The 24,221-nt window shown below is 66.3% G+C and carries 18 protein-coding genes and 1 pseudogene; 12 read left to right on the top strand and 7 right to left on the bottom strand.

What is annotated here, in order from left to right; all coding sequences use genetic code 11:
• The first annotated feature begins 15 nt into the window (after window positions 1-15).
• The 3 genes from Q8T13_21740 (at window position 16) to Q8T13_21750 (ending at window position 2,697) form a co-directional block, all read left to right on the top strand.
• The gene (locus Q8T13_21740; GenBank protein MDP3720394.1) at window positions 16-1,059 is read left to right on the top strand and encodes an SPFH domain-containing protein; all 1,044 of its coding nucleotides are present in this window, start codon (window positions 16-18) and stop codon (window positions 1,057-1,059) included.
• 84 nt (window positions 1,060-1,143) lie between these two features.
• Window positions 1,144-2,157 carry a zinc ribbon domain-containing protein gene (locus tag Q8T13_21745; protein MDP3720395.1) on the top strand — a complete coding sequence of 338 codons (1,014 nt, stop codon included), beginning with the start codon at window positions 1,144-1,146 and terminating at the stop codon, window positions 2,155-2,157.
• The gene (locus tag Q8T13_21750; protein MDP3720396.1) at window positions 2,158-2,697 is read left to right on the top strand and encodes an alpha/beta hydrolase; all 540 of its coding nucleotides are present in this window, start codon (window positions 2,158-2,160) and stop codon (window positions 2,695-2,697) included.
• 221 nt (window positions 2,698-2,918) lie between these two features.
• Here Q8T13_21750 and Q8T13_21755 read toward each other — a convergent pair whose 3' ends face one another.
• Window positions 2,919-4,043 (bottom strand): hypothetical protein, encoded by a 1,125-nt coding sequence (locus tag Q8T13_21755; protein MDP3720397.1) that lies wholly within the window; start codon window positions 4,041-4,043, stop codon window positions 2,919-2,921.
• A 53-nt stretch (window positions 4,044-4,096) separates the two neighbouring features.
• The gene (locus Q8T13_21760) at window positions 4,097-4,786 is read right to left on the bottom strand and encodes a hypothetical protein (GenBank protein ID MDP3720398.1); all 690 of its coding nucleotides are present in this window, start codon (window positions 4,784-4,786) and stop codon (window positions 4,097-4,099) included.
• 182 nt (window positions 4,787-4,968) lie between these two features.
• Here Q8T13_21760 and Q8T13_21765 point away from each other — a divergent pair, with 182 nt between their 5' ends.
• Window positions 4,969-5,547 carry an HD domain-containing protein gene (locus Q8T13_21765; GenBank protein MDP3720399.1) on the top strand — a complete coding sequence of 193 codons (579 nt, stop codon included), beginning with the start codon at window positions 4,969-4,971 and terminating at the stop codon, window positions 5,545-5,547.
• Between the two features lie 48 nt (window positions 5,548-5,595).
• Here the strand turns inward: Q8T13_21765 and Q8T13_21770 are convergent, their stop codons facing one another.
• Both Q8T13_21770 and Q8T13_21775 read right to left on the bottom strand, forming a co-directional pair.
• The gene (locus Q8T13_21770) at window positions 5,596-6,027 is read right to left on the bottom strand and encodes a c-type cytochrome (protein MDP3720400.1); all 432 of its coding nucleotides are present in this window, start codon (window positions 6,025-6,027) and stop codon (window positions 5,596-5,598) included.
• Window positions 6,028-6,188: 161 nt separating this feature from the next.
• Window positions 6,189-8,060: a winged helix-turn-helix domain-containing protein gene (locus tag Q8T13_21775; GenBank protein MDP3720401.1), complete on the bottom strand. Its 1,872-nt coding sequence runs from the start codon at window positions 8,058-8,060 to the stop codon at window positions 6,189-6,191.
• Between the two features lie 79 nt (window positions 8,061-8,139).
• On the opposite strand from Q8T13_21775, the gene Q8T13_21780 reads away from it, so the two are divergent.
• Genes Q8T13_21780 through Q8T13_21795 form a run of 4 tightly spaced genes read left to right on the top strand, consistent with a single transcriptional unit; the run spans window position 8,140 to window position 14,236 of the window.
• The gene (locus Q8T13_21780; GenBank protein ID MDP3720402.1) at window positions 8,140-8,520 is read left to right on the top strand and encodes a hypothetical protein; all 381 of its coding nucleotides are present in this window, start codon (window positions 8,140-8,142) and stop codon (window positions 8,518-8,520) included.
• A gap of 43 nt (window positions 8,521-8,563) precedes the next feature.
• Window positions 8,564-9,688 carry an efflux RND transporter periplasmic adaptor subunit gene (locus tag Q8T13_21785; GenBank protein ID MDP3720403.1) on the top strand — a complete coding sequence of 375 codons (1,125 nt, stop codon included), beginning with the start codon at window positions 8,564-8,566 and terminating at the stop codon, window positions 9,686-9,688.
• A complete protein-coding gene (locus Q8T13_21790) occupies window positions 9,685-12,858 on the top strand; it encodes a multidrug efflux RND transporter permease subunit (GenBank protein MDP3720404.1) in 3,174 nt (1,057 codons plus the stop codon). Before Q8T13_21785 ends, Q8T13_21790 begins: the two co-directional genes overlap by 4 nt.
• Before the next feature lie 13 nt (window positions 12,859-12,871).
• Window positions 12,872-14,236, top strand: coding sequence for a TolC family protein (locus Q8T13_21795; GenBank protein ID MDP3720405.1), 1,365 nt, complete (start codon window positions 12,872-12,874; stop codon window positions 14,234-14,236).
• Between the two features lie 13 nt (window positions 14,237-14,249).
• On the opposite strand, the gene Q8T13_21800 is transcribed toward Q8T13_21795, so the two are convergent.
• Complete coding sequence (locus tag Q8T13_21800) at window positions 14,250-15,947, bottom strand: amidase family protein (GenBank protein MDP3720406.1); 1,698 nt, start codon at window positions 15,945-15,947, stop codon at window positions 14,250-14,252.
• Window positions 15,948-16,038: 91 nt separating this feature from the next.
• On the opposite strand from Q8T13_21800, the gene Q8T13_21805 reads away from it, so the two are divergent.
• Window positions 16,039-17,370, top strand: coding sequence for a hypothetical protein (locus tag Q8T13_21805; GenBank protein ID MDP3720407.1), 1,332 nt, complete (start codon window positions 16,039-16,041; stop codon window positions 17,368-17,370).
• A gap of 76 nt (window positions 17,371-17,446) precedes the next feature.
• On the opposite strand, the gene Q8T13_21810 is transcribed toward Q8T13_21805, so the two are convergent.
• Together Q8T13_21810 and Q8T13_21815 are read right to left on the bottom strand one after the other, a co-directional pair.
• A complete protein-coding gene (locus Q8T13_21810) occupies window positions 17,447-18,256 on the bottom strand; it encodes a methyltransferase domain-containing protein (protein ID MDP3720408.1) in 810 nt (269 codons plus the stop codon).
• Window positions 18,257-18,280: 24 nt separating this feature from the next.
• A complete protein-coding gene (locus tag Q8T13_21815; protein ID MDP3720409.1) occupies window positions 18,281-19,723 on the bottom strand; it encodes an MBL fold metallo-hydrolase in 1,443 nt (480 codons plus the stop codon).
• A gap of 176 nt (window positions 19,724-19,899) precedes the next feature.
• Here Q8T13_21815 and Q8T13_21820 point away from each other — a divergent pair, with 176 nt between their 5' ends.
• The 3 genes and pseudogenes from Q8T13_21820 (at window position 19,900) to Q8T13_21830 (ending at window position 24,217) form a co-directional block, all read left to right on the top strand.
• Window positions 19,900-22,680, top strand: a complete 2,781-nt coding sequence (locus tag Q8T13_21820) for a TonB-dependent receptor (GenBank protein ID MDP3720410.1) — start codon at window positions 19,900-19,902, stop codon at window positions 22,678-22,680.
• Between the two features lie 362 nt (window positions 22,681-23,042).
• Window positions 23,043-23,366, top strand: a pseudogene (locus Q8T13_21825) (site-specific DNA-methyltransferase).
• A gap of 8 nt (window positions 23,367-23,374) precedes the next feature.
• A complete protein-coding gene (locus tag Q8T13_21830) occupies window positions 23,375-24,217 on the top strand; it encodes a hypothetical protein (protein MDP3720411.1) in 843 nt (280 codons plus the stop codon).
• The last annotated feature ends 4 nt before the right edge of the window (window positions 24,218-24,221 follow it).

Here is a 24,221-nt window from a genome sequence, read left to right on the forward strand (position 1 = left end):
TGTTAAGATCCCGCTATGGGCATTGCGGACTTCTTCAAGGGCGAACTGATTGACGTCATCGAGTGGACCGATGACTCGCGCGATACCTTATCGTACCGGTTTCCGGACGAGGACAAGGCGATCAAGAACGGCGCGCAGCTGATTGTCCGCGAGTCGCAGGTGGCGCAGTTCGTCTACCTCGGCGAGTTCGGCGACACCTTCGTGCCGGGCAAGCACACGCTGACCACCGACAACATCCCGATCCTCACCAGGCTCAAGTCGTGGAAGTACGGCTTCAACTCGCCGTTCAAGGCCGACGTCTACTACGTGATCACGCGGCTGTTCACGGGCAACAAGTGGGGCACCTCGAACCCGGTGATGTTGCGCGACGCCGACTTCGGCGTGGCCCGGGTCCGCGCCTTCGGCACCTACGACTTCAAGATCGTCGAGCCCAAGACCTTTCTGCGCGAGGTCGCCGGCTCGGATCACAACTTCCGCCTTGACGAATTCGCCGACACCATGCGCTCGCGCATCGTCAGCCTGTTCACCGACGCGATTGCGTCCGCCAAGATTCCCGTGCTGGACGTGGCGTCGCGCTACACCGAGCTCGGTGACGCGCTGTTGCCGATGATCAACCCGGCGGTGACCGCGAAGTACGGCCTGGCCATCACCAGCTTCATCGTCGAGAACGTGTCGGTGCCGCCCGAGGTGGAGGCGGCGCTCGACAAGCGCGCCAGCATGACGGCCATCGGCAACCTCAACGACTACGTGAAGTATCAGATGGCGCAGGGCATGGCGGCCGGCGGCTCGGGTGGCGGCCCCGCTGCGACGGCGGCGGAACTGGCGATGGGCTTCGGCATGGCGCAGCAGATGATGCAGCAGGGGTTTGCCGGCGGTTCGGCGACGCCGACGGTTGCGGCCGCGCCCGAGCTGCTTGGCCTGGCCGAGGTGGCCACGGCGCTCGGCGTCACCGAGGCCGACGTCAAGACGGTGCTCGAATCGGGTGAGCTCAAGGGGAAGAAGATCGGCGCGTCGTGGCGCATTACGCGCACGGCCCTCAACAGCTACTTGTCGGAGTAAGCGCTGGCTCCGGAAGTCTCGGCGCTCGACAAGCACGCCTGCCCGGCGTGTGGCGCGCAGGCGGAGTGGAACCCGTCCAAACAGATGCTCGTGTGCCCGTTCTGCGGCACCGAGTCGCCCTACACGATTGACCGCGACCTGGGGAAGGTGGCCGAGAAGGACCTGGCCGCCGCGCTGCGCGACTTGCCGGCCGCCGAGCAGGAATATCAGGCGACCCGCCGCAGCGTGCAGTGCCAAAGCTGCCGCGCGGTGATGGTCTACGGCTCGGAGCGCGTCGGCCAGAACTGCGAATTCTGCGGCTCGCCCGCGCTTGTGGCCTACGAGCAGATCCAGTCGCCGATCCGTCCGGAAGGCGTGTTGCCGTTTCGCATCGACCGCAACCGCGTGCGCGACGACATTCGCCGCTGGTGGCGCAGCAAGTGGTTCGCGCCAGGGCGGCTGGCCAAGGCGGCGCTCGTCGATACGGTCCACAGTCTCTACATCCCGTATTGGACCTTTGATGCGCACGCCCACTGCCCGTGGGAAGCGGAGGCGGGTCACTACTATTACGTCAACGTCGAAGGCCGAGACAGCCAGGGCCGGACCGTCATGCGGCAGGAGCGGCGCGTGCGGTGGGAACACGCCGCCGGCGTGGTCGAGCACGATTTTGACGATGAGCCGGTGCCCGGGACGCAGGGCTTGCCGCTCGACCTGCTGCGCGAGGTCGAGCCGTTCCCGACGCAGGAACTCGTGCCGTACGACACGGCGTTTCTCTCGGGTCATGTCGTCGAGCACTACCAGGTCGTGCTGACCGACGCCTCGAGTCAGTCGGTGGAGCAGATGCACGCCACGCTGCGACAGCTGTGCGCCGGCCAGGTGCCGGGCGACACGCATCGCAATCTCGTCATCCACCCGACGTTCTCGGGACAGACCTTCAAGCACATCCTGGTGCCGATCTGGCTGCTGACGTACGTGTTCGGCCGCAAGACCTACCAGGTGCTGGCCAACGGATCGACCGGCCGAATTGCCGGGAAGTACCCCATCAGCCCGTGGAAGGTCTTCTTCGTCGCGGTGCTCGTGGTGTTCGCGTTCATCATCTTTGTGCTGGCCAACCAGTAATTGAAGGCGATCCTGATTCACGGCAACGGCGGCTGCACCGCCGCCGACGCCTGGTTGCCGTGGCTCGAGCGCGAGCTCGGCGCACTCGGCATCGACGTCATCAACCACACTTTTCCCGACAACGTGAAGGCGCGGGCCTCGGTGTGGTTGCCGTATCTCGAGTCGCTCGACGCCGACGAGCAGACCATTCTCGTCGGGCATTCATCGGGGGCCGTAGCGGCCATGCGCTATGCCGAGACGCATCGCCTGCTGGGCTCGGTGCTCGTCAGCGTGTGCCACACCGATCTCGGCGACGCGTTCGAGGCGGCAAGCGGCTACTACCGCGACCCGTGGCAGTGGCAGCGCATCCGCGACCACCAGCAGTGGATCGGCATCTTCCACTCAGCGGACGATCCGCTGATCCCGGTGGCCGAGGCGCGGCACGTGGCGGCGCAGTTGAAGGGCAGCTACTTCGAGTTCAAGGACCGGGGTCACTTCATCAACACGCATGAGTTTCCCGAGGCGCTCGACTTCATCAGGCGGAAGGTTCGCGGTCGTTAAACTCGGGACTGTTCCGCTCGGTCTTGGCATCGTCTTCCCCACGCGGCATGGTCGAGGGCCTGGTGGGATTGATGCCTTCCGGCACCGGGGTGACCGGCCTCGGCGAGTGACTGCCCTCGGCTTCCGGGATGTATTCGTTGGGCGAAGTGTCTGGGACTCGTGGATCTCGCATGGTTGTCTCCGCTTCTTCTTGCTGCAAGAGACAGGCCGGGGCGCAGTCCCTACCTGATTTTCTTCGCAAACACGGCCGAGACCAGCATCTGGTCGTCCCAGAAGCCGACCGCATAGCCCTTGCGCGTCATATAACTGGCGCGCAAGGTCAGCTCCGGCAGCACGCGATACCCGGCCGTGGTTTCGAGGCGCCGGTAAGGCTCGTGGCGCTGCCGCAGATCGGGCTCGCTCGTCCAGCTGGTGTACTGGTCGTCGTAGCGCGCCGCCACAAACCATCGCGGATTGAGCGTCTGTGTGACCTCGACCCACCCGCCATCCACCCGCGCCGAGCCGCTGGCCATTTCGCGCCGGGTCCACAGGTACTCGCCGGCCACGCGGGTATACCCGAACGACCATTCCGCTTCGCCCTGGATCACCGTCGCACTGCGGTCGCCGGCGGACTGATCCCGGACCTCGCGCGCGAGCGCGAACGAACCGTGCGACACCGCGGCGCCGAGGCGCAGGCCAATGCGCGGCGTCACGCCACCACCGGCCACCACATTCATCATGCGGGGCGGCAGGTTGTCGCCAAAGAGCGGCCGGCTGCGAATGGGCGAGCTGTCAATCACGGCCGCGCGCACGTCCCAGGTCCCGGTGGATGCCGTCACCTGCGCGCCCAGCGGATACGACGCCGCGATCAGGTTCGTGCTGGGTGTGCCGGGCTCGTAGCGCACCACGGGCAAGTACAACGTCGAGTGCTGCGAGATTACCGGATTGCGGTTGGGCCGGTTCTCGAGAATGGCCAGGCCAATCGACGAGACGAACTGGCCCACGTCAACGCGCACGCCGACCGCGCCGGGGCGTTCGTAGCGTAGCGCCAACTCGTACATCTGCGCGTGCCATGAGCCATCGAACAAGCGCCGAAAGACGACCGGCCGCGCCCGCAGGCTCACGCGGTCGGACACGTGCATGGCGCCAAACAGGTCGAACCAGCCGGTCGGCTTGCGCGTGACGTCAGACCCGGCGCCGCCATCGACCGCGACCACGGCGTCGAGCGAGAGGCGCGATGTCTGAACAGGCAACCCCAAAGAAGGGGTTGCCTCCACCGACTGGGCGAAAGCCGGCGCGCCCGTGACCAGGCCGCCGGCGATCGCCACCAGCCAGACGATTAGGCGGTACGGCTGTGTTGAGCCCATTGGAAAGCCGACAAGTCGAGTGGCGCCAGGGCGGGTGACCAGGCGCGGTGCGGTCACGGCTGCGGCTCCAGCACGGGCAAAGTCACGGTCAGGGTGGTGGTGGCGCCGGGCCGAATCGTCACCCGATCGCGCCGTTCGCCAATCCGTTCGTGCCACGCCACGACGGTGTGTTCGCCGGGCGGCACGCCCTCGATGGCAAAGGTGCCGTTGGCCGCGGGAATGGTGAACCACGGGTGATCGAACACTCGCGCCACCGCGCTCATGTGCGAGTGAATCTGGCAATACACCTTGATCAGGCCGGGACGCCTGAACACGCGCGACCTCGACGAGCCGGGCGGGAAGCGGCCCAGGTCGAACGTCGCCGGCCGTGACAGCGAGAAGACGTTGTGGAAGAACGGGTCTTCGTTCGGGAACGCCACCACCGAACCGGCGGTCACCGCGACGACATGGGGCACGAACTGCTCGTCCTTCTGGACAATCGCGGCCGGTGTCGGCTTGAGCGGCGCGACCGCCGCAACGCGCTCGAAAAAGACGATGACGTTCTGCGCCTCGGCCTGGGCGGCCGGCTTCGGGCTGACCGAGCGGCGATCGTAGGCGGACGCCGGCGACGGCGACTTCGCCGCCGTCAGGTGCACCACGCCGGTCAGCCGGCCCGTCGGCGTGGTCTGGCCAGCGGCGCCCGCGGTCGTCTTCTGGGGCCAGGCCGCCACGGTGGCTGCCACCACGAGCAGGCACGCACGCACACCCGCTCCAACACGAGGCCGGGTCGGGGGAATGGGGGTGTGAACGGCAATCATTCGGTGGGGGCGCACACGACAATCAGCAGTATACGCCCGACGTACAGGCAACTCATGTGGCGGCCGGCTTCTTGACCGCCGGAGCCTTGGCGAAGGTGGTTAGCCGGACAATGCGCTAGGCTTGCGGAGTGACGCGATTTGAATCCGCCCTCCTGTATGCGAACCAGGTGCACCAGGGACAGCAGCGCAAGGGCACCGGTATTCCGTACATGGCCCACATTCTCGGGGTGACTGCGATCGCGCTCGAGTACGGCGCCACCGAAGACGAGGCGATCGGCGCGCTGCTGCATGACGCGGCGGAAGACGGCGGCGGCGAGGCGCGCCTCGCCGAAATCCGCGCCCGGTTCGGCGATGCGGTCGGTGACATCGTCCTCGGCTGCAGCGACAGCCTGGTCGAGCATCCCGAAGACAAGCTGCCGTGGCGCGAACGCAAGGACGGCTACCTGGCCCACCTGGAAGCTGCAAGCCAGTCGGTCTGCGTGGTCTCGGCGGCCGACAAGCTGCACAACGTGCGGTCAATCGTTCGCGATCTGCGCATGCATGGCGACGAGGTGTGGGCGCGGTTCCAGGGCAAGCGTGACGGCACGCTCTGGTACTACGATGCCGTGGCCGACGCCCTGGCTCGCCGCTACCGATCCCAGCTCACCAGGGACTTGTTGCGCGAAGTAGAGGAACTGCAGCGATTAGCCGTAGCCGATAATCACTGACGTGAGTCTCCTCGTCCGGCGCTTGTTGTTCTCCGCGGCAACGAGCTGCTACTTCACCTGCACCGTTTCCAGGTAGTCGATCAGGGCGTTGATACGGTGCGTCACCGCGTCGGGGTTGTCAGGGCCGACGGCGGCCAGGAACGTCGGGCCCCATTCCGGCATGTCGCCGCCGCCGTGTCCCTTGACCTTCTGGCGGCCATCGATCACCTGAAACACCATGTCGCGCGGGAACGTGCCGCCGTTGTTCTTGCTGAGCAAGGTCAGGTCCGCAGGCTTCGGCCTGAGGTTTGGGGCCAGCGTGCCGGTGCCCTTGGCGTCTTTGCCGTGGCAGGCTACACAGTACTGGGCGAAGTTGTTCCCGCCCGTGATCGCCAGCGAAGCCCTCTGGGCCGCGGGTTCCTGGGCGGTGATGACGGGGGCGCTACTGAGCGCGACCGCGACCAGGAGCGCGAATCCGAGTGCGCAGAATGTCAGACGCATAACAGTTCTCCTGGCAGGCACAAGTGCACGACTGGTGCCAACCGTTCTGATGGCGGCAACCGCGGGTGTTTACTGGCAAGAATCTAGCATGAACGGGAAACCTGGACGGGCGTACCGGGGAAAATGCCGCGGGGCGTGGGAATTTCAGGTGATGAGCCGCCTCAGTGACGTGCGCGCTTCGGCGTGGCACTCCGCCGCCGCCCGCCACCGGCCGGTGTGTGGGTCGGCGCCCCGTGGTCGCCGCCTCGCCGCGCGCGGACGTCGGCCACGAGCGCGGCAAACCGCGGATGCGCACGCAGGAACTCGAGCCGAGGGTCGACTGACAGGTAGGCAATCCAGCCGGATCGTTCCTGAACAGCAATGCCCAACCAATCGAACGCGTCGCGGTGGTCACCGAGCGCGGCATGAATCACGCCGATTTCGTAGCCAAACAACCCCTTGTCACCGCGCAACCGCAACAACTCCTGGATGATCCGCAGGGCTTCTCGTCGATCCTGCATGGCCCCAAAGGCGTGTCCCAGCCCCGCCACCATGACAGGATTCTCCGACGACTGCCGGACGGCCTCCCTGAGCGTGCCGATCGCCTCGGCGCCGCGTCCCAGCTTCTCCAGCGCCCACCCGGCGAAGAAGTGCCCCCAATGGAACCCGGACTCCATGCGAATGACATGCTCCGATGTTGCCAGCGCGGCGGAATACTCGCGCGCCATGAAGTGGTGCCAGGCCTGGTGGGCGTGCATTAAAGGGTTGAGGGGATCCAGGTGCAACATCTGCTCGCACGCGACGAGCGATTCGGGGAAGCGTCCGGCGGCGCACAACGCATGCGAGAGCCAGTGGTGCGCATCGACCCACGCCGGGTTCAACGCGAGCGCCTGCTCAAACTGGGCGCAGGCTGCCTCGGCATCCCAGTCGAAATGCAAGGTCGCATAGCCCCGTGCGGTGTGCCCGGCGGCGAGTAGCGGATCGAGCGCGAGCGCCCGTTCAGCCGACACCTTGGATTTCGCGAGTGCCTCGGCTGGCGGCAGCACGCCAAACTCCCAGGCGCCGAGCGTGCCGTAGACCCCCGCCAGCGCCGCGTGCGCCGGAGCAAATTCTGGATCGGTCGCAATCGCGCGCTCGAAGCGGTCGATGGCCTGCCACACGACCTCACCGGGCCGCTTGTTCCACAGGTGGCGTCCCTCGAGGTAGAGGGAATAGGCATCGGTGTTCGTAGTGGTGGACGTGACGAGGGGGCTCGCCCCCGCGCCGACGCGTTGCGTCAGGGTCTGCGCGATCATCCCGGCGATCTCGTCCTGGACGCTGAAGATATCGTCGAGTGTTCGATCGAACCGGCCACTCCAGGCGCTGAAGCCGTCGCTGGCGCGCACCAGCTGCACCGCGATGCGGACCAGGTCACCAGACTTGCGGACGCTGCCCTCCAGCAACCACGCGACCATCAGTTCCTGGCCGATGCCCTGGGTATGGGTGGCCGCCGCCTTGTAGCGCTGCGATGAGGTATACGAGGCGACTCTCAGTTCAGGGACGCGGCCGAGCGCGTTGATGATCTCCTCGCTCATGCCCTCGCAGAAAAAGTCATGGTCCCGCGCCGGGCTCATGTCCGTGAAAGGCATGACCGCGATGGAATTCTCCCGAGGAAGCGCCGGTCCGCCTGCTGAACCGGGATCGGCCAAGCCGGCGGCGGTGGACAGCGGCGGCGGCTCGGTTGCTGCGGCGGCGTCACCAACGGCGGCGACGAACCGGTAACCCCGCTTGGAGACGGTCTCGATGTACGGCGTGCCGTCAGAGTGCCCGAGCGCCTGGCGCAGGCTCGAGACGCCCTTCGCCAGGTTGCCCTCTTCGACCGCGACGTCCGGCCACACCGCCTGTAGCAGCACGTCCTTCTCCACCAACCGGCCGGCGTTGGCGACGAGGACGGCGAGCAGGTCGAACAGCTTGGGAGTGAGCGCGATGGTGACGCCGTCCCGTTTCAGGGAGTGATCGGCCACATCGAGCGAGAACGGACCGAACCTTGCGACCGGGGGAGTGGCTGCAGGCATCGGACGGGAAGAATACTACCAGAAAAAATCCATCGCCCCGGAAGGACGCGGCCACCAGCGCGTCGCTATTGTCGCTTCCATGGTGAACCAACCCAGGCTCGTGTCGGTGATGGCCCTCGATGGCCGTGACGACCGCGCCCTGCTGGCGCTCGTGGCCAGCCTCGCCGGCGGTCTCGAGCCGCCGGTGCGGTCGGCCATTCTCGAGAGCGCTCGCGAGCGCGAGATCGCGGTCGGCGAAGTTCAACCGGTGCCAGGAACCGTCGGCCAGTGTGTCGCTGGCTGCGTGGCCGGGCACACCGTCGTCGTCGGCAACGCCGCCCTCTTCGCGGATCTCGGCATCTCGACGGGCCAACTGGGCGAGTGGCCCGCGCGGCTCATGAAGCAGGGCCAATACGTGTTGTTTGTCGCTATCGATGGCCGCGCTGCCGGGTTTGTCGGCGTGGCCGGAATCGCAGAGTGAAGGAGAGATAAACGTGCTGCCAGTCATGGAGGATTCAATGGAAGTGTCACGTCGGTGGTGGACGGTCGGAGTGATGCGAGGGGTGGTGGCGAGTGCCGCGGTCATGTTGACCGTCGCCTGCGAAACCCGGGCGCAATCGACCGAGGAGGCGCCAATCCCTTCGGTAGGAGTGGTGCTCGCGGAGCACCGCGATATTCCGCTCGAGACTGCGTATACAGGCCGCGTGGAAGCCGTGCACACGGTCGAACTGCGCCCCCGTGTCGGCGGCGCCCTCGAGCATGTGCTGTTTCGCGAAGGGAGCCTGGTGCGTCGCGGCACGCCGTTGTTCCGGATCGACCCCCGGCCGTACTCAATTGCATTGCGGCGCGCCGAAGCCGAACTGGCCACGGTAGCGGCACAGCTCGTGCGGGCCCGCGAAGAGGCGCGTCGCGCCGAGCGGCTGGCGGCGGCCGACGCGGTCGCGGTCGAGGAACTCGATCGCCGTCGCGCTGAAGTCGCGATGCTCGAAGGCCAGCTCGATGCGGCCCGCGCGGCAGTGCAGGACGCGGCCCTGAACCTGGAGTTTACGACCGTGCAGGCGCCGGTCACCGGCCGCGTCGGCCGCGCCGAGGTCATGCCGGGCAACCTGGTCAACGGCGGCACTGGTGAGGGCACCCGCCTCGCCGTCCTGCACTCGACCGATCCCGTCTACGTCTATTTCGATCTCGATCCGGCGACCGCGACCGCGGCCGCCGCGCAGACCCGGGCGGCGTGGCGTGCCTCGGTGTCGGTGCTCGATGGCGGCGGCGCGATCCAGGGGCCGATCGACTTCGTCGACAACGGCGTCGGTCCCCAGACCGGCACGCTCCGGGTTCGGGCCCGGTTGCCCAATGCTGATGGCCGGCTGCTACCGGGCTCGGTCGTCAAGGTCGGGTTTCGGTATGGCACGGCCGCGCGTGCCACCGTGGTGCCCGAACTCGCCATTGGCACCGATCAGGGCGCGCGGTTCGTGTTCGTGGCGGCCGCCGACGGGACGGTCGAGTACCGGCCGATCACGACCGGGGCCAGGTCGGGCAGCTGGCGGGTCGTCAGCGACGCGGTCCGCGCCGGTGATCAGGTCATCCTGCCGGGCATGCCGGGCCTGCGGCCCGGCATCAAGGTGGCGCCGGTGCAGGAGGTGGCGCGATGAACTTGTCTCGCGTGTTCATCGATCGCCCGATCGCCGCGATCGTCCTGTCGGCCATGATCGTGATTGCCGGCGCCCTCAGCCTCGGTGGACTGCCGCTGACCGAATATCCTCAGGTGACGCCGCCCACGGTGGTGGTGCGGGCGGCGTATCCCGGTGCCAACCCGACCGTCATTGCCGAAACGGTGGCGGCGCCGCTCGAGCAGGAGATCAACGGCGTCGAGGGCATGCTCTACATGAGCTCGCAGGCGTCGGGCAACGGCGCACTCACGCTGACGGTGACGTTCGAAGCCGGCGTGGACGCCGACATGGCGCAAGTCCAGGTGCAGAACCGCGTCTCGCGCGCCGCCCCTCGACTGCCGCAGGAAGTCCAACGCCTCGGCATCACGACCCAGAAGGCATCGCCCGACATCCTGATGGTCGTGCACCTGCTGTCGCCGGAGGACCGCTACGACCCTCTCTACCTTTCGAACTTCGCGGCCTTGCGCATTCGCGACGAGCTGGCGCGCATTCCGGGCGTCGGTGACGTCCTGATCTTCGGCGCCGGCGACTACAGCCTGCGGGTGTGGCTCGATCCCGACAAGGTGGCGGCCCGATCGCTGACGGCGGGCGACGTCGTCCGCGCCATCCGCGAGCAGAATGTGCAGGTCGCGGCCGGCGCCGTCGGGCAGCAGCCGTCCGCCGGCAGCGCGTTCCAGCTGGCGGTCAATGCGACCGGCCGGCTGACCGATCCCGAGGAGTTTGCCGACATCATCGTTCGGGTCGGCGACGACGGCGGCGTGGTCAGGGTTCGCGACCTGGGCCGCGTCGAACTGGGGTCGAACCAGTACGCGGTCCGCAGCCTGCTGGACAACCAGCCGGCCGCCGCGATCCAGATCCTCCAGGATCCGCAGGCCAGCGCCATCGAAGTCTCGGCCGCCGTCCGTGAGACGATGGCGCGCCTGGCGGCGGAGTTCCCCGATGGCATCGAGCACCGCATCGTCTACGACCCGACCCTCTTCGTACGGGCGTCGATCCGCAATGTGATCGTCACGTTGTTCGAAGCGACCGCCCTCGTCGTGCTGGTGGTGCTGCTGTTCCTGCAGACCTGGCGGGCTTCCATCATCCCCGTGGTCGCGGTGCCGGTGTCGCTGATTGGCACGTTGGCGGTGATGCACGCGTTTGGTTTCACCCTCAACACGCTCTCGCTGTTCGGGTTGGTGCTGTCGATTGGCATCGTGGTGGACGATGCGATCGTGGTCGTAGAGAACGTCGAGCGTCACCTCGAGCAGGGGCGCACGCCGCGAGACGCCGCGATCCAGGCCATGAATGAAGTGACCAGTCCCATCCTGGCGATCACCGCGGTCCTGTCGGCGGTGTTCGTGCCCGCGGCGTTCATGGGCGGGTTGTCCGGCCAGTTCTACCGTCAGTTTGCATTGACCATCGCCATTTCGACGGTGTTGTCGGCGATCAACTCGCTGACGCTCTCGCCGGCGCTGGCGGCGATGATCCTGCGTCCGCAGGGCGCGCCGGCCGACTGGCTGACCCGGCTCCTGGACGTGACGATTGGGCCGCTGACACGTCGCTTCAATGCGCTGTTCGAGCAGGCGTCGGGTTCGTATGTCGCGGCGGTCAGCCGCAGCGTCCGGTTTGCGGGCGTCACGGGCCTGGTCTACGCCGGGCTGCTGGTGCTCGCCTGGTTCGGGTTTACGCGCGTGCCGTCCGGCTTTGTGCCGGCTCAGGACAAGTACTACCTCGTGGGCATCGCGCAGCTGCCGAATGGAGCATCGCTCGACCGCACCGAAGCCGTGGTCCGTCAGATGACGCAGATCGCGCTCGAGCAACCGGGCGTGGAGAGTGTCGTGGCGTTCCCGGGCTTCTCCATCAACGGCTTCGTCGCCAGCCCCAATTCCGCGGTGATGTTCGCCATGCTCGACCCCTTCGAATCACGCGGCTCCGACAGCCTGGGCGCCGGTGCGATTGCCGGCGCGCTCAATCAGCGGTTCACGACCATCGGTGGCGCGATGGCGGCGATGTTCCCGCCGCCGCCGGTGCCGGGCCTGGGCACGATTGGCGGGTTCAAGCTGCAGATTGAAGACCGCGGTAACCTGGGCGATCGCGCCCTGTTCGAGGCGATGCAGAAAGTAGTGGGCGACGCGCGCCAGTCGCCGCTGCTCACGGGCGTGTTCTCCAACTACCAGGTCGATGTGCCCCAAGTGTTCTTCGACCTGGACCGCGACCGCGCCAAGCACCTGAACGTGCCCCTCGAGCGGGTCTTCGAGACACTGCAGGTGTATCTCGGCTCACTCTACGTCAACGACTTCAACATGCTCGGCCGTACCTACCAGGTCACCGTGCAAGCCGACCAGCGGTTCCGTGCCGACGCGGACCAGATCGGCGTGTTGCAGGTCCGCAGCGACGATGGCGCCATGCTGCCGATGTCGGCCCTGGCGGCCGTGCGTCCAGACGCCGGCCCCGATCCCGTGTCCAGGTACAACGGGTTTGTCGCGGCCGATATCAACGGCGGTCCGGCGCCGGGCGTGAGCTCGGGACAGGCGGTCGCCGAGATGACCCGGATCCTGGACGAGGCGCTGCCGCCGGGGTTTGCGTACGAATGGACCGACCTCACGTATCAGCAGATGCGGGAAGGGCGTGGTGCCCAGGTCGTGTTTGCGCTCGCCGTGCTGCTGGCCTTCCTATTGCTCGCCGCGCAGTACAACAGCTGGACCTTGCCGCTGTCGGTGATGGTGGTGATCCCGGCTGTCCTGTTCAGTGCCGTCGCCGGACTCTGGCTCACCGGGCGCGACAACAACATCTTCACGCAAATCGGCCTGGTCGTGCTGATTGGACTGGCGGCGAAGAACGCCATCCTGATCGTGGAGTTCGCCCGGCGTCGCGAGGATGACGGCGTGCCGTTGATGGCGGCCGTGCTCGAGGCGTGCCGCCTGCGGCTGCGTCCCGTGCTGATGACGTCACTGGCGTTCATCATGGGCGTCGTGCCGCTGGCGCTGGCCACCGGCGCGGGTGCCGAGATGCGGCGCGCCATGGGCGTCGCCGTGTTCTCCGGCATGCTCGGCGTGACCCTGTTCGGTCTGATTCTGACCCCTGTTGCCTATTACCTGGTGCGCCGGATGCGCACACGATTGGTCGCTCCCACGGTTGGTGCGATCGCAGAAGGAGCCGTCCGTGCGTAATCTCGCATCTGTCATGGTTTTGTCGCTCGCCATCCTGGGGGCTGCCTGCGCGCCGCGTTACCAGGTCCCCCAGAGCACCATTGCCGCGCCGCAGACGCTGGCCGCCACCGGCACTTCGGAGGCCGCGTTCGAGGCGGAATGGTGGCGTCAGTTCGAGGATCCCGTGCTCGACGGCCTCATGGCGCAGGCGCTCTCGGCGAACCGGGATCTCCAGGCCGCGGCGTCCCGCTTTGCCGCCGCCACCGAGTTGGCCGGGGCCGCGGCGCTGCTGCGGGCGCCCCGGGGCGGGGCCACCGCGGTGGCGGCGCGGCAACACCTGAGCGCCAGCGAGACCCCGGGTGATGCGGGCAGCGGCTCGGTCTCCCGTATTCAGGCGGCGGTTGGGGTCGCGTGGGAGGCCGACCTGTTCGGCCGCCTGCGTGAGACGCACCGCGCGGCGGTCGCCGAGGCCGCGGCCGCGGCGATGGATGTGCGTGGCGCGCAGGTTGCGATCGCGGCGCAGGTGGCGGCGGCGTACTTCGAGTTGCGCGGCGCCGAGCAGGACCTGGCGCTGATCGACCGGCTGCAGTCGAGCACGCAGCAGCAACTCGAGACGACGCGCGCGCTGATTGCGGCCGGACGCGTCACCCGGCTCGACCTGTTGCGCGCGCAGCAGGTGGAGGACGAGTTGGCGGTGGCGCGGTCCGCGGCGTTGCATCGCGCCGAGCGCGCCCGCCACCGGCTGGCGACGCTGACCGCCCAGCCGGCCGGCACGCTTCAGATCGACGTGCAGGCCCCTCGGCCACTGCGAGCGTCGACGCTCGCGATTGGCGCGCCGTCGGAACTGCTGCGCCGCCGGCCCGACGTGGCTGGCGCGGAAGCGCGGGTCCAGGCGGCCGCGGCCCGGGCCGGCATCGCGCGCGCGGAACTGTTCCCCAGGGTTGAGATCTCTGGCACCGTTGGCCTCGTGGCCGGCAGTGTCGGACGTCTGGCCGACGCGGCCTCGGGGTCGTGGGTCCTCGCGCCGAGGCTGGTGTGGAACGCGCTGGACTGGCCGCGACTCCGCCGCGAATGGCGGGCCGCCGGCGCACTGGCGGACGCCGCTTTCGCGGATTACGAGCAGACGGTACTGGTCGGGATCGAGGAAGCGGAGACCGCGATCGATGCCTACGCCGCGGCCAATCGCGAACTGCAGGCTTTCGAGCGGCGTGCGGGCGCGTCGGCCGATACCGCCAATGTCGTGTTCATTCAGTACCGCGAAGGCTTTGTCGATTCGCTGGCGCGCACGCAGGCCGAGCGCGATGCCATCGCCGGCGCGCTCGATGCCAACCGGGCACTGACGGCGCACCGCATGGCAGTGGTCGGCGTCTATCGAGCCTTGGGTGGCGGCTGGCGCTGACCGTCAGCCGCCGTTACGGCGCCGCCGGGGGCGGTACCCGGCGTTTCGTGGCTTGTTCGAAGGCGAATGCCAGTTCGATCAGCTTCGGCTCGCTGCACTGTGCGCCGACGAAGCCCACGCCGAATGGGGCCGGCATAGCGTTGAACCCAGCGGGGAACGGCGGGCTCGGCGCGTTGGGGACCATGCCGAACGGTACGGCGATGACCGGATAGCCGGCGCGCGCGGCGATCCCGGCGCCGCTGCCACCGGGCGTGATGATGGCGTCGAGGTTGTGGGCCTTCAGCACCGCATCGATTCCCTGGGCGCGACTGAGCCGCAGGTCCTTGGCGTGGTCCGCTTCGTAGCGGGCCTTGTCGGCGACCAGATCGATTTCGTCCGAGATGTCGAGGCGCGACTGGTTGTACTTGATCGCGTTCGCCTTCGCGTGCGCCAGGTTCCACTGGCGCAGTTCGGTCAGCGTCTTGACCGGCGCCGACGGTCCCAGGCTTGCCAGCCACGCGTTGAAATCACGCTTCATGCCGTACTTGAAGTTGGACGTGCAGGTGCTGTCCTTACCCTTCGCGTGCTCCGCGCCGGCGCAGAAATCGAACAGCGGAAAACTGTCGTTGGCGTTGGTGGCCACGAAACTCGGGAGGTCGGCGGGGTCGACGATGGTGGCGCCGTACTGCTTGAGCACCGCGATCGCCTCGGCCATCACCCTGGCCTGCTCGGCGTTGAGTCCGCCGCGTGCCGTGGATTCGCCCGGCAGCGTCACGCGATCCAGGTAGAACGCGCGCGGCACGCCGATGCGCGCGCCCTTCAGGCCGCCGGCATTGAGGAACTTCGTGTAGTCACGATTGGGCGGCGGGGCGCACGTGCGCGTGGCCGCGTCGTTGGGATCCGGCGCTGCGCCCTCCATGGCCCCCAGCATGATCGCTGCGTCGGCCACCGTGCGCGTCATCGGACCGGCGGTGTCATGGTCGGCCGTGATCGGGATGACGCCGTGGCGGCTGATGCGGCCAAGGGTCGGGCGAATGCCGACCAGCATGTTGGCGTTCGACGGACTGATGACTGACCCGCCGGTGTCGGTCCCGACGCTGGCGGCCCACAGGTTGGCGGCCGTGCCGATGCCCGAACTCGAGCCGCCGGTCTGCAGCACCGGCCGGCCGTCGCCCGGCTCGGGCCGCGGGTCTGGCCTGGGGTCGTAGGGATTGAAGGCGAAGCCGCCGACCGCGTTGTAATTGCCGGGCATCGCCGTCGGGTTGCCGGCGACCCAGTTGGCTAGCTCCGTGAGGCCGGTCTTGGCGATGATGATGGCGCCAGCCGCGATGAGGTTCCTGGTGAGCGTCGCCTCGTACGGCGGCACGTAGCCGGCAAACGCGAGCGCGCCGCCGGTGGTGGGCATGTTCGTGGTGTGGATGTTGTCCTTCAAGGCGACCGGAATGCCGTGGAGCGGCCCGCGCAATTTACCTTGCGCCCTCTCGCGATCCAGCACGTCGGCTTCCTGGAGGGCGGTGGGGCTTACCGCCAGCGCCGCATTCAGGCGGTCCTCGTCAATCGCCAGGCGGATCAGGTACTGCTCCACCAACTGGCGCGACGTGATCTGCCCCTTGGCCATGGCCGCCTGCATGGCCGGAATCGTCGCCTCGACAACCGAGAAGCGCTGCTGGCCAGATGGGGCGAGCGCGAATGCCGACACGAGCAACACCAGGGTGACAGTGAACCGTTTCATGCGGGTATTCTAGTAGCCAGATGCCAGATGCCAGAAGCCAGTTCTGGCTACTGGCTACTGGCTACTGGCTACTGGCTACTGGCTACTACCTATGGACATCACTTTCGAGCACGCCTGCACTCTCGTGGGCAGCGCCCTGCGCGGTTCGGCGCGCCAGGAAATCGTCGCGGACGCGGCCCGTGCCCCGAACCTTGGCAAGGCCCTACTGCGCCTGCGCGACAGCATGCGCGCCAACGAGTTCAAGGCCGGCGCCCATCAGATCTTTCTGGACCGGATGATCCGCACCTATGACGGCCGGACGCGCAGCGAAGGCTTCCATGTCCTGCACGACTGGGACGGCGTGTCGCAGCAGGTCAATCCCGACATCATCCCGATTGACGTGCTGCATTTCCTGGTCGAGCAGCGTGGCGGGGAGCCGGCCACCGAGATCGAACTGGCCATCCTGCTGGATTATTACTTCGCGCACGTCCTGCAGCTACTGACGCTGCGCGTTTGGGACGATGGCGACGCGGATCGCAACCTGGATCTGGTGGGCGAGTTGCTGGCCGAACTGCAGGGGCCGAACGGCAGCGGCCAACAGTTTGCCGCGGATGCCGAGACGCTCTTGCTGATCGGCACGTCGCATTACGAGCTGAACGAGTCGGGCTTTGTCACCTTGCTGGCGAAGACCCGGACGCTGAACGAGGCGCACCAGGTGCGAATTGCTCTCGGCCATGCCGCCGCCATGGGCTGTCACCTGCGCTTTGGCTTCGAGGCCCAGTGTGGCCGCGATACCGTCGCGCTGCGCGACGACAATGTCGCCGACTACCCCTGGTTGTGCTTCGCGCTCGCGGGGGTGATGCGCGAGTACGACCGGCGGGTCACTGAGGGGCCGGCTAACCTCCTTCGCCAAGGCTCCGGCGGTCAAGCAGCCGGACACCACATGACGGATCAAGCCGGGCGCGACATTGCCATCCTCGAAGAAGCGCTGCTCAACGGACTGACCCCGGACGCCCGTGCCTTCGTGGGCGTCCCGCCCGCCTCGCTCAACGACTCGCAGGACGATCGCGCGCAGTTCCACCAGTTGTTTACGAAGCACAAGCCGGCCCTGCTGGCGGCGTTCGAAACGTATCGTCCCACCGAGACGGCCTACTCACCGCTGTCGTTCTTCTTCAACTTCTCCCACAACGTCGTGAAGGGCACCGTGGTGGACGCGCTGCTGTGGGGCGAGGCCTGGGACCTGACGCTGAACGACCTGTTCACAGGCGGGCCGCGTGCGGGAGTGGAGGAGGGGTCACAGCAACTGCTGGCGTCGACCCTGATGGGCTATGCGCGGTCGAACCCCGATCGCATTCGCGGGCGGCTGATGCCGGTGATCGTCTACGACCCGCAGTCAGGCCGCCGCGCGTTCACCATCGCGATGGAGAAGCTCTCCCAGCCGTGACGTCGCTAACAGGAGCTCAAGAGATCAAGAGCTAAGAATCTTTGACAAAAATTCTCCTGAACTCCTGAACTCCTGTTTATCTCGTTGCTTTCCAGGGCCGCTGCCCGGCGGGCGTGGTGATGGTTCCGGTGATCTCGTTGCCGGTGATCTTGCCCTGGTAGGTGAAGCCGCCGGCAATGAAGGTGATCTCGTCACCGCGCAGCGCCCGGCTTGAAATGGTGTGCTTCGCGCCGTCGACGGTAATCGAGCCCTCGACCATCTGGTAGGTCTGGAACAGTTCCAGCATCCCGTTGGCCATTTTCCATTGCCCCTGCGCCTTGGCCGGCACAATCCACAACAGCACCTCGCACCAGCTCGCGCAGTCGCTGCTCTCGGGTTCGAGCGTGAGCCGTTCGTCGGGCTCCCAGCCGTCAATGCCGAAAGTGTTGCCGACAATGCGTGAGCCCGGCGTCATCTCGAGGAACTTCGGGGCCAGCCGGTTCAGGTTGACCGGTAGCAGGAACAGGGCCAGCACGCTGGCCTTCGAGATGTCGGCGGCGTACATGTCGCCTTCGACGAACTGCGCCTTGTCGGCGACGCCGGCTTCGGCCGCCAGCTTGCGCGACAGCACCACCATGTCGGGGTTGTACTCAACCCCGACGCCGCGCGCGCCGAGCTGGGCGGCGGCAATGATGTTGCGGCCGTCCCCCGAGCCCAGGTCCATCACGAAGTCGTTCGGCGTGACCTTGGCCACTTCGAGCATCTTGCTGACCATGGCCGGCGGCGACGGCACCCAGACCACGTCCTTGCCGGCCTGCCCGCTCCTGGGCTCGAACGGGGTCTGCGGCTCTTGCGCGTGCGCGACAGCGCCCAACGCAAGCACGAGGAACACGAGAGAGGCTTTCATGCGCATAACCGGTCGGACGCTTTCCTATTGGCCGGCGGCCTTCACCAGTTCCGCGAACGGCGCGATGACGCTGTGCAGCGGAACGATGCGGTCGACGACGAGTTTGCGGGACTGGATATTCTCCAACAAGTTGGCCGCATATGGGTTGGCTTGTGAGCCGGGACCGAACGCGTCGACCTGGATCACCACCCTCGCGCTGGGCACGTAGGCCATCAGCATGGTGTCGGAGTGCGGGTTGCCGGCGACATGGTACAGCGTCACCGCCATGGCGGCGTCCTTGAACGCCCGCTCGCCGTCCACGGTCTCGACGGTTACCGGCCGGGGGTTCTTCGCCAGCGCGTCGGGTTGACGCGTGTGCGGACGCTTGGCCATGTTCTCGACCCACTCGCGGTTGCCGGCGTGGGTGATCACGGTCAGGCCCTCGGCCATGGCCGCCCGCAAGCCCGCGGTGTGATCGAAATGATGATGGGTGGTCACGAGCTGGGTCAGCGGTTTGCCCGGGACGGTTGCGCGGGCGGTGGCGATCACGGCCATGGTGCGTGCCTCGCTTTGCGGCGCGTCGATCAGCATCAGGTGATCGCTGAACTCGATCAGGGCGCTGTGGTGCGACTGGCCGGCGAGCAGCCACACGCCCTTGCCGACCGCCTGGGCGACGACATTCGGCGCCGCCGGGGCCGCCGCGGGCGCCGAGACCGAGGCCGGCGCGGCGAGGTCGGCGATGGTGCCGTCAACGGTCTGTGACGAGGCCTGGATTTCCCAGGTGGTGAAGTCGTCCACCTTGCCGGCCAGGCGGCGCGGCAACTTCAGGCCGCTCACGTCCTGGTAGTCCGAAAACGTCGTCGTCATCACCACGTCGCCGAGGTTGGCGTGGTACGCGTTCGACGAGATGGCGAGCGGCACGCCCGCGGCGTCGATCGTCAACGTCAACACCGGCCCGGCGGCGGTGTGGATTTCGGCCTGTCGCACGGCGCCCAGCGTTCGCACGTTGGCAATCGTCGTCTTCGGGTCGGCGGTCGAGCGCAGCAGTGTGAGCGGGTGGTGATAGAGATCCGTGGCCCGGTCGGCGGCGGCGACCCCGCCCAGCCGCGTGGCGGTCCCGGCCGGGTTCACGTTGAACGCGACCGCTCCATCCAGTCCCTGGATCTGCGTCTGCGGTTGTGGCCCCTGGAAGAACGCAAACTTCGGTGTCCGCGTCTGCTGCACCCGCTGGCGGCTGTTGGCGAGGTCGATTTCCCGCTTGTAGCCGGTAATGGCGAAGGTCTGCGTCGTCGCCTCGGGCTTCATGTCCTGGCCGAGGTTGAAATTGACGCCCTCGCCCTCGATGGTCAGTGTCTTTACCGCGTCAATCAGGTCGCGGCCCCCCATCGCGGCGGCGGCATCGTTGACGAACTGCTGCTCGGGCGTGGCCCGGGCGCAGCCGGCCAGGGTGAGCGTGAGGAACAGGGCTGCCTGCAAATGTTGTCTCATGATGTCTACCAGAAGGAAATGCGCCTAATCTTTGGAGTATATGCCTTCCCACTCGTCCCACGGTTTCGTCTAAAGCCCTACCACCTGAGGCGGGAATCGGAGACAATGGCGCCGCGTTGTTTCCGTTTGTATTGAGGAGGAAGAGAATGACAGCTGTTCGCCGAATAGTGGTGTGTGTGTGTACGGCGCTGCTGCTGGGGACCCCCCTGGCACATGCGCAGATAACCGGGTCGATCGCGGGTACCGTGACCGACGCCAGCGGTGCGGTTCTGCCAGGCGTGACCATCACGCTCAGCGGCGAGCGCCTGATTGGCGGTCCGCAGACCCAGGTCAGCGACACCAACGGCACCTATCGCTTCGACCGCCTGGTGCCCGGCACCTACGGTGTGAAGATGGAACTGCAGGGCTTCCGCTCGGTGGACCGTCCCGACGTCCGCATCAGCGCCGCGTTCGTGGCGACCATCAACGGCAAGATGGAGGTCGGCTCGCTCAGTGAGACGATCACCGTCACCGGTGAGTCGCCCACCGTTGACGTGCGCTCGAACGTGCAGCAGACGGTGATGAACCAGGAGATCCTGGAAGGCATCCCGACCGGCCGCGACCCGTGGTCGCTGGCCAAGCTGATCCCCGGCGTGCAGGTGGCGACCTATGACGTCGGCGGCACGCAGTCGATGCAGCAGAGCAGCATGTCGGCGCACGGCTCGAACACGGCCGACGTCAGCTACAACATCGATGGCGCGACGGTGAACTGGCCCGGCGGCGGCGGCGGCGCGACGATGATCTATTACGACCAGGGCATGTTCGAAGAGGTCAACTACATGACCTCGGCGATCCCGGCGGAAACGCTGGCTGGCGGCGTCTCCATCAACATGGTGACCAAGGATGGCGGCAACGTGTGGAAGGGCAACGCCCGCTACAACTTCGCCAACGACGACCTGCAGTCCGAGAACTGGGCCCAGACGCAGAAGACCAATCCCCTGTTCCTGGGCAACCCGACTCTGAAGACCTACGACTTCAACCTGTCGGGCGGCGGCGCGTTGGTGCAGAACCGACTGTGGGTCAACGGTACCTATCGCAAGTGGGTGGTCAACAAGCTGGTCAGCGCCAGAAACTCCGATGGCTCGCAGGCGCTCGACGACAACGACTTGAAGAACTACTCCGGCAAGATGGTCGGGCAGATGACGCCCAATAACAAACTGTCGGTGTCCTACCTGTGGAATGACAAGATCCGGGGTCACCGGCGAGACGGCAATGAGCGCATCGAGGATGTCGCCTCCGTTGTGCAGAGCAACCCGGTGCAGACGACGCAGGCCAAGTACGCGGGCATCAGGGGCAGCCTGGTGTTCGAGTCGAACTTCAGCGTGATGGACGGCCAGACCAACTACACCTACCAGCCCGACACGGCGCCCGATGCGATTCGCAAGATCGACACGGTGACCACCGAGGTAACGAGGGCCTCGAATCGCCAGGACCACCAGCCCAACTCGCGGACCCAGTTCGACAACATCTTCACCTTCGGCAAGCGCGGCCTGGGCGGCGAGCACCTGGTGAAAGCCGGCGTGCAGTGGAGCCGTTTGTACTACGGTTCTGACTACTCTGTTCGCGGCGATCACCACGTGATCTACAACAACGGCGTGCCGACCTCGGTACGCCAGTTCAACTCGCCGGCGTTTTCGGAAAACGTCGCGACCGTCACCGGCTTTTTCATCCAGGACTCCTGGTCGATAAACCGCCTGACGCTGAACATCGGCGGCCGCTACGACAAGTACGTCGGCAGGCTGCCCGAACAGTCCAGTCCCGGTGGCACCTTTGCCGGCCCCCGTTCCGTGGCCGCGCAGGAAGTGATCAACCAGAGCATCGCCGTCTGGCGTTCCGGCGCGTCCTATGACCTGACCGGGTCGGGTCGCACGGCCGTCAAGGCCAGCTACAGCCGCTACGGCCTGCAGACCGGCATCGACCGCGTGACCAACGTCAACCCGCTGACCATCGGCTCGCGCGACTGCCCGTGGACCGACCCGAACGGCGACGGCAAGGTGCAGGCCTCGGAGATCGGGACCTGCCCGGCGGCGTTTAGCGGCGGCACCCAGGTGCAGTACGCGCCTGGCGTCGCGTGGCCGAACTCGGATGAGGCGACCTTCGGCGTCGAAACCCAGCTGCCTGGGGCGGTCCGCGTGGGCGCGATGTTCTACTACCGCACCAACCGGAACCAGATCGGCCAGGTCGATACCCTGAAGCCGGCCTCGGCGTACACCGCGCATACCATCACGGTGCCGAACGGTCCCGGGGGTACGGTGGCCAACCCCAAACCGACGACGGCGACGGTCTACAACATCTCGCCGGCGGCCAACGCCGTTACGGCCAGTCTGCGCGACAACGTCGACTACCTTGACACCACATATAAGGGCGTCGAGTTCACCGCCACCAAGCGCTTCTCGCAGAAGTGGCAGATGCAGGCGGGCTTCACCATCGGCAAGAACGAGGGTGGCGTCGCGGCTGGCACCGACCTGAACGACCCGAATAACACGCTCTACCCCAAGGGCATCATCGGCAACGACTCCGAGACGGCGCTGCGCCTCTCGGGCAGCTATGAACTCCCTGGTCGCATCAACCTGGCGGGTTCGATGATCGCCAACAACGGCTATCCCTACGTGTCAACATTTTCGTTGACCCGTGCCGCTGCGGCAGCCCAGGGCATTGCCCTGACCCGCGCCAGCCAGACGATTCAGCTGAGCGAGCGAGGCGATGAACGCTTCGGCGACGTCACGATGTTCGACATCCGCCTGTCGCGGTCGTTCCGCTTCGGCAGCCGCAGCATCCAGCCGCAGGTGGACTTCTTCAACATCACCAACTCCGACACCGCCGTCTCCCGCACCGTCGCGGTGGGCGGCAGTTACCTGAACCCGACCGAGATCCTGTCGCCGCGGATCATCCGCATCGGCTTCTCGCTCAATTTCTAGACATCAACGGGCGCGGTGCTTCGGCATCGCGCCCGTGCTATGTACCGCGAGGATCGACAGGAGATCAAGAGCTCAGAAGCTCTTGATCTTCTCAACTCCTGTTGTTGGTGATCCCCGGATATACTCCGACCGTGGCGCCTCCCGTCATCTCGAACCCCATTTTGAACTTGCCGTTCAGCGAGCCGGAACGCCATTTCCTGTTTAACGACGAAGGCATTACCGACCAGATTGCTGACGGCCGGCGTGCAAGCGGCGGCCGCCATCTACCTGGCCGAGATCGCCAGCCACTACGGGGATGCGTGGATCGAGAACGAGCTTCGCAAGGAGAACGCCGATTTCAACGGTGGGCTGCCGCGCCTAACCTCGTCGTCCACCTGAATGGCCTGGACGTCTACGACCCGACGACGGGCGCCATCCGCAGCCATTCGACCGACGACATCGCCTGCTGGTTCATCGACACCAACTACGACGGCGAAAGCTTTTTCGTCCGTCACGCCTATTTCACCGGCGCTGACGAGCCGTACGAGAAGCTCAAGCGCGCGCTGAAGGCCGAGATCGACGAGGCCGCGTGGGCGACGCTCTACAGCACCGTCAGCCGCCCGTTCGCGCAGCCGGAAACGGGGAAGATCGCCGTGAAGGTGATTAACCATTACGGCGACGAAGTGCTGAAAGTCTTCGAGGTGTAGCGAGGGCGATGGGCTTCACCGATCTCGTGTGGGAGGCCGTCCGCTTTGAGCAGGCGATGCCAACAGGACGAACCAAGCCCTTGTTGCTCGAATGCGCACACGTTGACGGAGACACCGAGCGCCGTTGTCGATACGTAGTAAAGGCCATCGGCTTGCCGGAGGTCTTTGACTTCACCCTGTGTCACGAGCTTATCGGCTGTCGCTTGGCCAGGTTGTTTGGTTTGGCGGCCCCAAATTCTGCCTTGGTCAACTTGACTCCGCAGTTCCTGGACGCAGTTGGTGATGACCTCGAGCGTGCAGGCCTTCAGCCAATACCAGGATTGGCAGTTGGTGTCGAGCACGTCCGAAACCTCTACGCGTTTCCAGCGTCACCAACTTTGGGCGAGAACGAGATCGTAGAGGCCGCGAGGATCTATGCCTTCGACCTGGCGACTCAGAATCCCGATCGCACGGCGCGCTGGCCCAATTGTGGGCGGGCACCCGATGGATTGGTCCCATACGACTTCGAGAACGCGTTTAGTTTTCGCTTCGCTCTGCTAAAACCTGAGCCATGGGAGGCCAGCCGGTTGGGTTTTGCGAAACAACACCTGTTTCATGGTCAACTCAGCTCGGCTGATGTGGACTGGGCGAGTGTTTTTGGCCCGATGGCGGCAGCGGGAATCAAGCCGATAGAGACGGTCTGTGGTACGATTCCTGATTCTTGGCGACCGATAGGGGACGACATCGGCACCACATGGCCGAACTCGTCGCGCACTGGCCAGATTTTGAACGTGAAGTCAGGGCAACCATCTCATGAGCAATCCATATTCGTTCGTCGTGCTTCGTGCGACTCCAGATATTGGCGCCGGTGAATCG

It is taken from the genome of Acidobacteriota bacterium (genome assembly GCA_030697165.1).
GTDB lineage: Bacteria > Acidobacteriota > Vicinamibacteria > Vicinamibacterales > UBA2999 > 12-FULL-67-14b.

Coding starts and splice junctions, on each gene's coding strand:
- Q8T13_21830 (MDP3720411.1), top strand. CDS start 23,375: ATGGGCTTCACCGATCTCGTGTGGGAGGCCGTCCGCTTTGAGCAGGCG.
- Q8T13_21795 (MDP3720405.1), top strand. CDS start 12,872: ATGGTTTTGTCGCTCGCCATCCTGGGGGCTGCCTGCGCGCCGCGTTAC.
- Q8T13_21740 (MDP3720394.1), top strand. CDS start 16: ATGGGCATTGCGGACTTCTTCAAGGGCGAACTGATTGACGTCATCGAG.
- Q8T13_21800 (MDP3720406.1), bottom strand. CDS start 15,947: ATGAAACGGTTCACTGTCACCCTGGTGTTGCTCGTGTCGGCATTCGCG.
- Q8T13_21790 (MDP3720404.1), top strand. CDS start 9,685: ATGAACTTGTCTCGCGTGTTCATCGATCGCCCGATCGCCGCGATCGTC.
- Q8T13_21745 (MDP3720395.1), top strand. CDS start 1,144: ATGCTCGTGTGCCCGTTCTGCGGCACCGAGTCGCCCTACACGATTGAC.
- Q8T13_21780 (MDP3720402.1), top strand. CDS start 8,140: ATGGTGAACCAACCCAGGCTCGTGTCGGTGATGGCCCTCGATGGCCGT.
- Q8T13_21805 (MDP3720407.1), top strand. CDS start 16,039: ATGGACATCACTTTCGAGCACGCCTGCACTCTCGTGGGCAGCGCCCTG.
- Q8T13_21810 (MDP3720408.1), bottom strand. CDS start 18,256: ATGAAAGCCTCTCTCGTGTTCCTCGTGCTTGCGTTGGGCGCTGTCGCG.
- Q8T13_21770 (MDP3720400.1), bottom strand. CDS start 6,027: ATGCGTCTGACATTCTGCGCACTCGGATTCGCGCTCCTGGTCGCGGTC.
- Q8T13_21815 (MDP3720409.1), bottom strand. CDS start 19,723: ATGAGACAACATTTGCAGGCAGCCCTGTTCCTCACGCTCACCCTGGCC.
- Q8T13_21775 (MDP3720401.1), bottom strand. CDS start 8,060: ATGCCTGCAGCCACTCCCCCGGTCGCAAGGTTCGGTCCGTTCTCGCTC.
- Q8T13_21755 (MDP3720397.1), bottom strand. CDS start 4,043: ATGGGCTCAACACAGCCGTACCGCCTAATCGTCTGGCTGGTGGCGATC.